The sequence below is a fragment of the Brevibacillus sp. M2.1A genome, from assembly GCF_013284355.2.
Classification (GTDB): Bacteria; Bacillota; Bacilli; order Brevibacillales; family Brevibacillaceae; genus Brevibacillus.
This window is the reverse complement of the sequence record NZ_JABSUY020000001.1, coordinates 1,269,143-1,281,778: the sequence shown is the minus strand read 5'-3', so window position 1 is coordinate 1,281,778 and position 12,636 is coordinate 1,269,143. Positions and strand designations below refer to the sequence as shown.

Below are 12,636 nucleotides of genomic sequence, written 5' to 3'. Positions count from 1 at the left end.
GTCTCCCCCTCGTCTATATTTTACTTTTTCGTTCTCTGACGCTGTTTTTCTGGCGCAAAAAATGAGGACGCGTATGCATCATCCAGATCGGAATCCGAAGCAGCGTATCCTTTTGATCGGCCAGATTCACGGGGGCCAGCGGAGCCATATACGGGACACCAAACGAGCGCAAGGTGCTTAGGTGAATGCACAAGGCGATCATCCCCACAAATATGCCGATAAAACCAAAGCTGGCGGCAAGTGCTATCAAACCAAACCGCAACAGTCGAATCGGAATGGACATGGAAAAGGAAGGGAAGACAAAGCTGGTGATTGCCGTAATGGAAACGACGATGACCGTAGCGGGTGAAACCAGTCCTGCCTGCACAGCCGCTTCCCCCAGCACGAGTGCTCCCACGATGGATATTGCTGATCCAACCGCCCTCGGCATGCGCACTCCTGCCTCTCGCAACATTTCAAAGGTAAACTCCATCAACAGCGCCTCGACTGCAGCAGGGAATGGTACGCCTTCACGCTGGGCTGCTATACTCATGAGCAGGTTGGTTTGCAGCATTTCCTGATGAAAGGTGGTAATCGCAACATAAATGGATGGACCAAGCAAAGCGATAAAGAAAGAAATAAACCGCAAAATGCGCAGGATCCCAAAATCTGCACGCATGTAATAGTCCTCTGGAGACTGGAAGAATTGGACAAAGACAGCTGGTACCAACAAAACCATCGGTGTACCGTCCACCAAAATGGCAACGCGGCCTTCCAGCAGCCCGGCTGCCACCGAGTCTGGACGCTCTGTATTGTAGATGGTCGGAAACGGAGTAAAGGTATGATCCTGAATCATTTCTTCAATGTTCCCGCTCTCCAAAATACCGTCGATCTCGATCTTCCCCAACCGCTCTTTCACTTCTGCCACTACGCTGTCCTGCACGACTCCTTTTATATACATCATGGCGACTTTGGTCTGTGTCATGTCCCCAATCTGCATGGTCTCCAACCAAAGATTGCGATTATTGATCCGCCTGCGCACCAAAGCTGTATTGGTTCGGAGGTTTTCCGAAAACGCTTCTCTGGAACCCCGAACCACCGTTTGCACGGAAGTCTCCTGAACACCACGGTCTTCCCACTGCTTCGTATTTGCGATAAAGCCGTAGGAATATCCATCTACCAAAATAACGGTATCCCCCGTCAATATCGCATCATACAAGTGGTCAAAGTCATAGACCTCTTCCACTCCACCGATCGTCAGCAGGAAATCCTTCATTAGTATTAATGATCTTTCTTTGCACTCGGTTTCCGCAGGGATGTCCATCTTTTTTGCATGGAGCATAAGAGATTCCATGAAGCTGCTAATCATATTTTTATCGACCAGACCCTCGGTGTACAAAATCCCTACTACAACCTGATCGATTGCTTTCAGACGCACTTGCCGCGTCACAAGATCCGTGCTGTTGCCCAGCTCTTTCTTCACCTTTTCCAGATTTTCGTCCAACGAGCAATGAAAAAGCGCAGATTTTTTTTCTGTATCAATCATTTCGAATCACTCTTTTTCCAGTTCGGGATATGTTTACTATCCCTCATGGCTCCGGGGTCTATGCTGAAACGCAAAAAAGCCCCCTATTTTAAGGAGGCTTTGGGACTGGGCATGTTAGTCGTTAACTGTCACCATTGTTACGGCAAACGATATACGGCAAATGGTTCCCCGTATCGATACGTGTCACTCAATCGGTCCAGCTCTGCCAAGGTCGCTTCATCCAGTGTCAACGCTGCACTTTGCAAATTATCCGTAAGCTGCCCTGCATTGGTCGCCCCCACGATCACCGAAGAGACAGCCGGTTTGTGCATGAGCCAAGCCAAAGACAGCACACTGGAGGATACACCGAGCTCCGCCGCGACCTGACTGATTTTGCGTCCAAACTCCAGCTTGTCCTCACTTAACAACCGGACGAAGCGCGGCTCCTTGTCCGCCCGCGAACCAGCGGGGGCCTGTTCTGCGGAGGTATATTTGCCTGTCAAAATTCCGCCAGCAAGCGGGAAGTACGGAATGATCCCCACCCCTTGGTCAAGACAAAGCGGTACGAGTTCACGCTCCGGTGTCCGATCTGCCAACGAGTAGCTGACCTGCGTTGATACGTATCGATTCAGCCCTTCCCGCTGACTGATGCCAATTGCCTTCATCAATTCCCATGCTGCATAGTTGGAGGCCCCGATGTAACGCACTTTCCCTGATCGAACCATGTCATCTAGTGCGCGGAGTGTTTCTTCCAAAGGTGTCTCTGGATCAAACGTATGAATTTGATATAAGTCCACATAATCGGTGCGCAAACGCTTCAAGCTGTTCTCCAGCTCCAGCATCAGGTGATAGCGTGATGAACCTCTCTGATTCGGTCCTTCGCCTTTTACCAAACCAGCCTTCGTCGCCAAAACGACCTCGTGCCGCTTCCCTTCTAACGCAAGCCCGATGATTCGCTCCGATTCTGTTTGTGTGTAAATATTTGCCGTATCAATAAAGGTAATCCCGTTTTCGATTGCGGTATGAATGATGCTTACAGACGTTTGCTCATCCGCACGCCCTCCGAATGAGTTCGTGCCTAATCCCAATGCCGATACCTTCAATCCACTGTCACCGAGTCGGTAGTATTTCATATTGTGATCGACCTCTTTTCATAATAGGAGTGCTCTTTCATTATCTCCTATTTGGGTGGGGATTGAAAAATAAGATTAGGAAAGTTTATTTTTCGAAATATTCTGTATTTTTTTCATAGTTCTTGATACACACATTTGGGATACATTTAAAAAATCTGCTGTTTGCGTCTGATTGTAGCCTGCCATCCTTAGTTGCAGGACTTGCCACTCTTTTGATGAGATTTGATTTTGCAGTTGCGCAAGCAAAGCGGTAACAAATAGCTTGTCCAGCACGTACTCTTCCACGTCTCTTCCTTCGTCCTTCAAGACGTCCATAGCGGTGGCAGCTTCATGGCTTGAGGCGGATGACTTCAAGTATGGCTCTTGTAAATACTTCACAGGTCTCCCGACATCCAGCGCTTTTTTGATCTGCTCCACATTTTCACCCAACAGTACGGACAATTCCTCTATGGTAGGGAGATATCCCAGGTCTGCTTCTATTTTACTGATGTGCTGGAGAATCGTTGTTGCCGTTCTAGTCGGCCGTACAATATTTCCGCTATCTCGCAAAAAGCAGTTGATCTCCCTCACAATCGTTATGACTGCAAAGGACGAAAACTTCACGCCTCTTGCGATATCAAAGGCTTTGATTGCCTTGATAATTCCCATTCTCCCCAATTGCAAGATATCCGCTTTTTCCAAGCAATATTGCTTCACTAATGTCTCAGGCTTTCCGATATATTTGTGCACAGAATGCCAAATGAGCTCTTCATTTGCGAGTATAACGTCACCAAGAAACTCACTGTCTTCCTTGCAGCGGCGAATATTCTCCATGTTATACAAGGAGTATTGTTCTTTTTTCTTGCCCAATCTCTGTTTTACGAACACAGCATGCTCACTCATAATACCTCCTCCCAGCCTACCTGCTATGATTCTCTTAATAAGCCGTTCATTTTTTTGTAATGGGTCATGACTTTTGTATAGTAGCCGTCGTGATAACGATTTCGGTCGACATTTCCCTGGCCTTGGTTATAGGCGATGATACTTAAACGAAGATTTCCATATTTCTTTTGCAAGAGATCTAAATATTTGATACCTGTTTGTAGATTGATCACGGGATCAAACAGGTCATCAGGGTGAACTCCCAGCGAGCTTCCAGTGCGTGGCATGACTTGTAATAATCCTCTTGCTCCCTTGCCGGAGATCGCGTCGTGCTGAAAACGGCTTTCCTGCCAGATCATCGCCATGATCAAAACCGGATCTATTTCGTATTGATTGGATAATCCCAAAATCGTTTCTGTATAAAGCTCGACTGTTGCTTTATCAAGTCTCGGTGCAACCTGTGTGATTACGGTTGAAAGCTCCTTTTTTCTATGCAACTGCCTATTTGTGTCCATGGCCAATTTCATCACAGGATGAACCTCCGACAGTCCTTTTTCTACGGCTGGCAGTACAGCATTGACGGGAATGAACACTGCGGCAACAATGCCGAATAACTTTGTTAGCACGTAACTCGCTTTTTCAGATGTACCTGATGGACTGCTTGGAGAATGTTTTTCTGCATTCTCTCCACTCCGATTGCTGTATCCAGCGTATAAACCGATCGGCGCGAAGCATGGGCCAGGGAAAGATAGGCTTCCTGCACCTTTAGCAGCGTGGCATGATTCGCATCTACTTCGGTTCGCAGAAAAAAGGTTGCATCAGGTCGCTTTGTCAAATCACTCATCGTGGCGTACCAGGAAAGGGGAGTATCCTTTATATAGAAGTAGTAATAATTGGACAGTTCGTAATGATCAATGATGATAAAATCAACGTTTTCCTTCGAAATCCTCGCCATTTCTCGCTGATAGTCCAAAAAATCCGCTTCAAAAAGCTTTCCTACTGCTTTCTCATCCAGCTCAATTTCGCAGCGAAGCCACATGCCAATGACTGCTCCGATTGGGGTATCTAAACGCGGAAACGATACTCTTTTCACCTTATATCCGAGGCATCTCAAATTTTCTTCCAGTAACGCCGCTTGGGCTTCCTTCGCGTTGGCGTCAATTCCTTCGAAAGCGACAATCGTGGGTTGTCTCATGGCACTACATCGTCTCCTCATTTGTCGTGATTTCCTCTGCTGCTTCACGAAGCTTTTTCTCTGCTTCAAGCTCAGCAGCCTGAGTAGCCAGATGATCCGCTAGCATTTGCTCGAATTCTTCCTTTGTAATCTCATAAATCTCGGAATGGAGTCGATTCACCGTGTATCCCATACCGTCTGTCAGCAAAAAGTTAGTGTAGGTCAACGGCTCCTCACGAAACTCCTGCTTTTCGTAATCGAAGGCAATGACTGCTTTTTCAATGCCCGCTACGCAACCGCCGAACCAAATATTTACCTCGTCCTCTCCACCTTCGACTGTAGGCGTTGTATGCATATTGGTCGGAACGTGTACGTATTTTCCAATGACCTGATGGGAGAGCTCCTCGGTCAATTCCTCATTCATCTTTTTCAACAAAACTGCCATGCTGGATCATTCCTTTTCATCGATTATTTGTGTATGTTCACAGCTCACCGTACTGCTTTAAAATCGCCTTGATGATTTGACACACTCTTTCCTTGCTGATATTGAATCTTTGGCCAATTTCCTCATGGTAATAGCCTTCGCTTCTCATCTGGAGAATCAGCTTGTCTCGCGTGGACAGCTTCATATACTCCATGATGTCGATCATCATCTCAACTTCCTCATATCGAAACTCCTCAATCGGAGCAGCAATACGGCTGATCATCGTTTCCTCTTCATTCTCATCTCCATCCGAAACAAGAACTGCATTACTGTTTGTCAGGTTTTTTTGCGTGCCGGCTTTTCGCAAGCAGTCGCGAATTTTATTCGTAATCACGTGATCGACAAAGGTAGTCACTCTGGCTTTTTCCTGGTCGTAATCCTTCATCGTGCGATACACCTTTAAGAGAACCTCCTGAACGACATCATCGTGGGTCATTCCAGCAAACGTCATTCCGGTCAGTTTGGCTTCACAGTTTTCCTTTGCCTTCTGTAAAAAATCATCGACTTTCCCTGCAAAAAATAACTCGTCCATCTGGTGAAGTTGATCTGTCATGTACTTCCCTCCTCATGCTCCTATTCACAGTTGCTCTATCACACTAGGTAATGGGAGGAAGGTTTTAGCAACCCGTTTTTAAAACTTTTTTCGGACAAGTTTGCAAGGTACCAGCCGTGAATACTTTTCCATTCAAAATCTTCCATGAAGCACACTGGCGCTTGATGTACCATTGGCAATCGCGGCAAATGTCATGAACCACACAACGACAAGTCATGGGCACGACATCCTGTTCCTTTGCTGACAACACGATGTCATTGACTGTCATTTTCTTTTGGCAGGCTTTTTCATAATCACATCCCTGGCAGGCCATACTACCCACCGATCCTGACGATCCCAATTCCTTTTAAGGACTCAGGATTCATTTGAACATGCTCGCGAAAGAACTCTTCCAAAACGGCTATAGGTGTGTCTTGGGTCGACATATATTTCATGACCTGCACCTGCTCTCCATCTGCCGAAAAACTAATCTGATAGTACATGGTTTCTCCCCTCCTTTTGCCTGTTGTCGAATCTATACGAAGCGATTAGCGATGTATTAAGCGGATTTTGAAATAAAAAAACCAGCCGTTTATTCCAGCTGGTCCTCTACGTATAATTCCTCTATCATTTCCTCTGTGATATTCATCTTCCCAAATTCCTGACAAACTTTTTGAAGTCCAAGCAGCAAGGAATCATTTTCTGAGAAAACCTCATTCAGATCCATTCCCAACATGCCAAGTGCGTCACTGAGCTCCTCCCAGCCTTCGCGATCGATATCCTCTCCTAGTAGAAACTCAGCTAATGCAGCAATAATTACGACATACAATATGGCTTTTTTGGAATCTCTCATTCTTATCCCTCGATTCTTATTTGTTTGAAATAGAATAGACAGTTTCGAATGAGTTATCTCCCTATAAAAAGAAAAAGCCCGCTGTGGACGGGCTTACTTTACATCTGAGATGATTTTTTGTATCAAACTTTCATCTATCAAATGGCTGGCTACTGTCAATGCCTTTGCCATCCGTTCCTTATCTCCATCAAAAACCTCGTGAATAATGTGACGCACACTTTCTTCATTTATCATGAAGTTTTTGGCCATCGCCATAATCCCGACAACGGCTTCATGATCTTCCAGTGCCTTCGCAGAAAGTTTTTCCTTCGTTTGTTGAATGACGATTTGTATCCTATCACTTCTCAATGTTATGACCTCCTGGCTATTTACGACCGAATATGTATTCCAAGGGAGACATCTTCCCCATCTGTCTAACCTATGAACGTAGAAGGAGCACATTTTGTTCCAAAAAATTCCCATCAAAAGGGGGTGAATCATTCATGGTTGTCGACCTCTATCATCATCTCTATGAATTACTTTCTACGGATAGCCAATTGCTCGCATTACTCGGAATTGCTTCCGAAGACAAGGACTCCCTGTCCAAGCAGATTATCAAGCGAAGAAAACTCGCTCCGCTATCTGATGTTGCGAAGCCTCTCCTTTCCTTCTACGCAACCTCTGGAAAGCGCGACACCGATAATCCCCTCCTTCTCACCAGCTTTTTCCGATTAGATGTGATCACGGCTGGCGATATCGAGCTGGCGCATCAAATCGCGAACCATCTTTTCCATCTCTTAGACGGCAAAAGCTTATCGATGAATGGAATAGAAGGTTTGGACACCTATGTTGTCTCCCAGCAGGAATCCGATACGGATCATTCCTCTGCGTACTGTTTCACACTGATCACGAAGTTTACTTTGCAAGTTTGTTAGACATTTCAAAACCCCGTCTATCCTATGACAAGCTGATCGCGGTTCCCTTTTCACACGATACAGCAACCAAATCCCCTATCTAGAAGGAGTGACTTTCATTGTCTAAAAAAATGATTATCAAAGGTGTCGGTCAATTTCTTGCCAAACGCGCTTCCAAAGATGGAAATGGCGTCGAAGTCATTACACTTGGTAATATGCAGGACCTGAAAATTGACATGAATGTTGAAATGGAGGATATCTTTGGCGGCGATGGGCTCTTCGCCATTGACACTCTCGTCAAATCCAAAAGCATTGAGATTACCGCAACGGATGCCAAATTTGATCTGGCGGCTCTCGAGCTGATGATGGGCTCCAAGCTGCAAGAGCAAAAGAGCGACTATGTGTATGTACTGGGTGAGCAAAAAGCAGTTACTGCTGGCAGTCTGGATCGCACAGCTTCCGCTGGTAGTGACGCTGGTGTTTGTGAAGTCGAGTTTGGCGGCAAGCTCTTCAACGGTGGCGGATTTGCTGTTCGTCTGAAAAATAGCAATCGCCTGTTGAAGCAAGTAAACTTGAGCACGTCTGCTGCTCCAAAAGCTGACGAATTCATGGTGGATACATTCCAGGATGGCAGTGAAAATAAAACGCGTCTTATCTTCTCCCCAGCCCTGCTTAATGAAGATGTGGTATTCAACTATCAGCGAACCGAAACCGTAGACGTCGTCGACATTTTGATGGATGAAGTGCCATTCCCGGTTCATGTCGTCCATCACGGCTCCTTCCTGCAAAAGGATGGAACCTATGCAGGCATTGAGACAGAGCTGTTCTCCTGCATGGCAAAAGGCAGCTTCTCGATCGATGCGGCCCGCTCCACAGCCAGTACTTCCGCTATTTCCTTGTCCGTTATTGATCCAGAGCGGGCAGATGGCAAGCTAGGCAGTGTGAAACGCTTCGTATCGACCAAAAAAGTGTAACTCTTTCGAGGGTAATCAGGCTGAGTGGAGAGCTCCGGGCTCTTCGCTCTTGCCTTCCTTTTTTTAAAGGGAATAACTTACAACGAATCATAGCGAACGACAACGCATTTTAGCAAGTAGATATATTTAACAAATACAATCTACTATTGTTCAAGGAGGGATTCTTCCGTGCTAAACCACCAAGAAGATCTGGAAAAAAAACACGCAGAGATGATGAACCAGGAAGCTGTAGAGCGGATCAAAAAACAGCAGGAGGCTGATCTGGTAGAGGCTATTTTCTTTGAAGATGATAGTGAAATCATGCTGCGTGACGGCAAAACCTACCGGATTCCGCCTGTGACCTTAAAAGACGCCCGCCTCCTGATGAAAAAGCTAGGAACCATTCATATCGACGCGATTATCCTTAATTTTCTCCCGTATGAAAACAAGGAAGAAGACTTATTCGATATCCTGCTTCTGGGCTTTCGCAACTACCCTACGGTTACTCGTGAGTACTTGGATGAACATTGTGATTTGGAGACGGCCAAAAAGCTTATTAACGTTCTCATTGGTCTAAACGGCTTAAAAAAGTAGAGAGTGGCGAGGGTGACAGTTCCACCATTCGCGATACGGAATCTGGTGAGCCACTTGATTGGGGCGACCTATTTTTTCATCTCCATAAGGACTGTGGTTTGAAGAAATGGGATATTTGGGAGTACACCCTTCCCCAAGTAGCAGAATTAATGAAGAGAGTGAACAAATACATTCAATTTGAGGTAGAAACACGCATGGGTTTTCCTTTCTTGAGAAGAAAGGGTACGAATTCTACTTCCAGTTCTCCCCATGCATCTAGTTCGCAAGACTATCAGGAAATTTCCGAAGACGATATTGCCGTACTTGGCAAAGTGTTAGGTGGTCTATAACCCGTTTCTGTCTATTCTAAGACCAGAACGGGATTTTTCTTTTGAGGAAGGTGATATTCATGGAAACCCAACGATTGACCGATGCCCTCCGCTCCATAACGAGTGCTGCACGGAGTTCTGTAGGGCCGTCGGCATCCGCATTTCGAGCGGAGCAAGCAACCCCCTTTTTTCAAGCAATCAATCAGCAACTGTATGAATTACGCCAGATGATACGCGACATTGAGTCGAAGCCGCTCAGCTTTTCCCGTAAGTACGAGTCTCAGCCAGTTTTCCATGCTGCTTCTGCTTCCCGGCTGTCCGTAAGCACAGGAGCCATTTCCCCGTTCCGCTTTGCTACTGTTCCTGATGCTCCCGTTAAAAGAACGGAAAAAGCATACGGCACGAGAAGCACCCTCCATCCACAAGCATGGGAAGAGGCTGCCGTAGATGTGTTGCAAAACATGATGAGCAGCGGCCTTCACACGCTTATCACCTCTATGGATATCGAAAATTGGGAGTCAGCGAAATCTTTGAACCGCCTGTTAAAAAAGGCAGAGCGCAATTTTTTATTCAAAGATACAAATATGATGGATTTGGCGCATGCACGCCTTTCAGGACGAACGACGGATCAAAAACAAGTGGAAGAAGTAGCACTTGCTTTGCGCGAATACTTGCGATCAGGAGTCAAACAAGACCTGCGGGATATTGCACTAACACATGCCGTCAGCCTTGAAGAAGTAACCAGAGCCTACTATACGTCCTCTCGCCAATCAAATGATCCGCATGCAACGGTAGCCGATATTCGGGAGAAAGCAGCTCTGTTACCAGATGACCCTCTTGCTCCCCAAACCCGGATGCAAACCATCTGGCAGGCAACCTCCCTTGAAGCATTCGATATGTTTAAAAATCAGCCCGGTAGCTTTCCCACTCTTTTGGTCCACCTCCTTCAGCGCATGAGAGAAAGCCAGAGCCAATTATCGCTCGCTGTACGACTGTTGAAAAATGCTGCGGATGCGGATCAATACGGCGGAAAAGCCGCCTACGTCAAAGCCCGGCGCAATCTTCATGAAGGAAGTGAGCAGCGAAGACAAGAACGCGTTACCGCACTGTTTGGTCAATCCTCTTCTCCCTTTACACAAGAAGCAATGGAAATCCAGTCTTGGCAATTGCAAAATCTGTCTTCTTATCAGGCAGCCCGCACTCGATTGATTCGCAACAGGTTGGAACAGAAAAAGGTACAAGATTTGTATCCGTACAATGACAGATTGTTAAAAGCACTGATTGCAGAAGAGAAAAAGCTGCTGAAACAGTTGCATCTGCTCTGGCTGAAGATGCGCGATGTAGAACGTCAGGCACATTTGCTCACAAGTCGAATCCTTTTGGTCCAGCGCGCACTTGGTGGTTTGCAGAACACGATTACCACCTTGATTCCTGCCGTCTCTTCGCTGGATGAGAGACTGCGTGCCCTCTCTGATACGTCCGTTGCTACTGATGAGCAAATCAAGAACATGACCAGTGACTTAAAACAGCAGGAAAAACAGCTCCAGAAAACACGAGAAGCCTTGAAGGATTTGACAGAAGCACTGTCGACGGCTGTACCCAAACCTCCGACTGCCGCAGCAGGTCCTCAGGCTGCTTCCTCAGCTCCAGCCGCAAGCAGTTCATCCTCTACTGCTAGCAGACTCGCTCCTGTTGCTGCTCTCGCTTTTGAGGAGTTCTCGGGGGATTTCAAGACGAAGATACGAGAAAAGTTCTTGAAAGGAAAAAAGAAGGCCGACAAGAAAGAATCAGACGAAACGGCGGAAGGTACGGATGAGTCGGGCTCCACACGGGAAATCCAAACGCGAGAGAGAGCAAACCGAGATTCAACGCCTCCCGATAATACACCCGAGAGAGTACCACTATGGCGAAAAGGATTAAAAAACGCCGGAAAATTGTTAAAAGGTGCAGGTCTCGTAGGCGTTGGGATCACGGCGCTAAATTTTGTGGATAGTCTTAACAAAGATTGGCTGCAACCTATGTTTATGTCCGATTCCCAGAGACAAAGCAGAGTGTTGGAAAATCAAAAAGGCCTCGTGGATGACTTCGTGAGTATTGACAAAATGCCTCCTGGTTTAAAACATGCTTTTTTTGCAACGACATTTCTTACAGGTCTTGGAGATGGTTTGATCAACTTACTGGGTGGCACTACTCCTTCATTTAGCGATTACTATAACGCTTTCGAAGCTGCTTACAAATATGATGGCAAAGACCTCAAAAATGAGTTAGGTAATACCCTCCAGCTGGACGAGAAGGAAGCTCAACTCGAATTCGATAAATACAGCGCTGCGTACAAAAACAAAGAAGAAAAAAACAAGAACTCATTGCTTATCGATATCGATGACAGCGGCTCCAAGCTCGACAATACCCCAATTACTTCATGGGAAGAGGTCAAAACACTCGACCTTGGCAAAGAAGTGGTTGGTCATCATCTGGAAAGCCTCTCTCTAGAGGAAGGCAAATTAAGATCCGAATTAGAGAGAACGCAGGCTACTCTAAGAAATCAAGGTAAATCCGAAGATTCTCCAGAAATGCTGAAAGCTTATGATGATTACTACAGTGGTATTAATACGAAACGGAATGAACACTTAGCCTTTTTCGAAGAGGTATTCGCTAAAATTCCTAAGGGTTCAGATGCCTCTGACGTAGTAGACTCAGTAATCGCTGATATAAAGGCTTCTATCGCCCAAAATAACCTCGATAAAAACAACCATACCTCCGGCACAAAAATTAATTCCGTGAAGGACAAGCTGAGCTCTGAGCTGGAAAGTAAAGAACTTCAATACTCGATCGACAGAAACAAAGCAATCTTGGCAGGTCACAGCGCAAATTCTGAAGTAGTAAAGAAGCTTGATGAAGAATATTTACGCAGTATCAATGAGACTTTCGATGCGACGAGTTCTGAATTGGATCGCCTTTTGTCCGGGAACCAAATGAATGAGACATTCAAGAAAGACATCGAGAACTTAAAAAAAGGCCTCGAAAAAGCCAAATACGACAATCTCGTATCTCTGCACATGTCCAAGCGGCCCACCAAAGGAACCTTCAACATGCCCGACGGCTTGCAGCCGCTGACCTACTGGGGCATGCAAACCGCAAATGCAACACATAGCACCTACGACCTTACCTATGGCGGCGACAGCAATGTGAACATTACCATCGCCAATATGAGCGGGACGGAAGCTGACCTTCAACGCCTCGGCTCAACCGTCAGCGAAGCCGTTCGCAATACACAAGCAAGCCTTTCTACCGAATTAAGCCAACAAGTCCGCTCTGGCATCGCCTCGAGCTACACAAGATTGTAAGGA

15 protein-coding genes are annotated in these 12,636 nt (G+C 46.2%); 5 read left to right on the top strand and 10 right to left on the bottom strand.

The annotated features are described in order from the left end of the window. Positions 1–13: 13 nt before the first annotated feature. The 10 genes from HP567_RS06330 to HP567_RS06285 all read right to left on the bottom strand — a co-directional run bounded on the left by HP567_RS06330 (position 14) and on the right by HP567_RS06285 (position 6,889). On the bottom strand, positions 14–1,525 hold the full coding sequence (locus HP567_RS06330; protein WP_173610636.1) for a spore germination protein: 1,512 nt from the start codon (positions 1,523–1,525) through the stop codon (positions 14–16). Between the two features lie 137 nt (positions 1,526–1,662). Further along, positions 1,663–2,637 carry an aldo/keto reductase gene (locus HP567_RS06325; RefSeq protein WP_173610637.1) on the bottom strand — a complete coding sequence of 325 codons (975 nt, stop codon included), beginning with the start codon at positions 2,635–2,637 and terminating at the stop codon, positions 1,663–1,665. A gap of 75 nt (positions 2,638–2,712) precedes the next feature. After that, entirely contained in the window at positions 2,713–3,519 is an 807-nt protein-coding gene (locus HP567_RS06320; protein ID WP_173610638.1) for a sigma-70 family RNA polymerase sigma factor, read from the bottom strand. A gap of 23 nt (positions 3,520–3,542) precedes the next feature. After that, a complete protein-coding gene (locus HP567_RS06315) occupies positions 3,543–4,124 on the bottom strand; it encodes a lytic transglycosylase domain-containing protein (protein WP_173610639.1) in 582 nt (193 codons plus the stop codon). After that, positions 4,118–4,693: a dTMP kinase gene (locus tag HP567_RS06310; RefSeq protein WP_173610640.1), complete on the bottom strand. Its 576-nt coding sequence runs from the start codon at positions 4,691–4,693 to the stop codon at positions 4,118–4,120. The genes HP567_RS06315 and HP567_RS06310 overlap by 7 nt, the downstream gene beginning before the upstream one ends. Positions 4,694–4,697: 4 nt before the next feature. Further along, the gene (locus HP567_RS06305; RefSeq protein WP_173610641.1) at positions 4,698–5,117 is read right to left on the bottom strand and encodes a hypothetical protein; all 420 of its coding nucleotides are present in this window, start codon (positions 5,115–5,117) and stop codon (positions 4,698–4,700) included. 37 nt (positions 5,118–5,154) lie between these two features. Next, positions 5,155–5,709 carry an RNA polymerase sigma factor gene (locus tag HP567_RS06300; protein ID WP_047072266.1) on the bottom strand — a complete coding sequence of 185 codons (555 nt, stop codon included), beginning with the start codon at positions 5,707–5,709 and terminating at the stop codon, positions 5,155–5,157. Positions 5,710–6,023: 314 nt separating this feature from the next. Further along, positions 6,024–6,191 (bottom strand): hypothetical protein, encoded by a 168-nt coding sequence (locus HP567_RS06295; protein WP_173610642.1) that lies wholly within the window; start codon positions 6,189–6,191, stop codon positions 6,024–6,026. Positions 6,192–6,280: 89 nt separating this feature from the next. After that, positions 6,281–6,541 (bottom strand): hypothetical protein, encoded by a 261-nt coding sequence (locus tag HP567_RS06290; RefSeq protein WP_173610643.1) that lies wholly within the window; start codon positions 6,539–6,541, stop codon positions 6,281–6,283. Between the two features lie 93 nt (positions 6,542–6,634). After that, on the bottom strand, positions 6,635–6,889 hold the full coding sequence (locus HP567_RS06285) for a hypothetical protein (protein WP_173610644.1): 255 nt from the start codon (positions 6,887–6,889) through the stop codon (positions 6,635–6,637). A gap of 134 nt (positions 6,890–7,023) precedes the next feature. On the opposite strand from HP567_RS06285, the gene HP567_RS06280 reads away from it, so the two are divergent. The 5 genes from HP567_RS06280 (at position 7,024) to HP567_RS06260 (ending at position 12,633) form a co-directional block, all read left to right on the top strand. Then, positions 7,024–7,455 carry a hypothetical protein gene (locus tag HP567_RS06280; protein WP_173610645.1) on the top strand — a complete coding sequence of 144 codons (432 nt, stop codon included), beginning with the start codon at positions 7,024–7,026 and terminating at the stop codon, positions 7,453–7,455. Between the two features lie 98 nt (positions 7,456–7,553). Next, a complete protein-coding gene (locus HP567_RS06275; RefSeq protein ID WP_173610646.1) occupies positions 7,554–8,408 on the top strand; it encodes a hypothetical protein in 855 nt (284 codons plus the stop codon). A 168-nt stretch (positions 8,409–8,576) separates the two neighbouring features. Continuing rightward, positions 8,577–8,981, top strand: a complete 405-nt coding sequence (locus HP567_RS06270) for a hypothetical protein (RefSeq protein WP_173610647.1) — start codon at positions 8,577–8,579, stop codon at positions 8,979–8,981. A 98-nt stretch (positions 8,982–9,079) separates the two neighbouring features. Then, positions 9,080–9,310 carry a hypothetical protein gene (locus HP567_RS06265; RefSeq protein ID WP_229087933.1) on the top strand — a complete coding sequence of 77 codons (231 nt, stop codon included), beginning with the start codon at positions 9,080–9,082 and terminating at the stop codon, positions 9,308–9,310. A gap of 59 nt (positions 9,311–9,369) precedes the next feature. Beyond that, positions 9,370–12,633 carry a hypothetical protein gene (locus tag HP567_RS06260; RefSeq protein WP_173610648.1) on the top strand — a complete coding sequence of 1,088 codons (3,264 nt, stop codon included), beginning with the start codon at positions 9,370–9,372 and terminating at the stop codon, positions 12,631–12,633. The last annotated feature ends 3 nt before the right edge of the window (positions 12,634–12,636 follow it).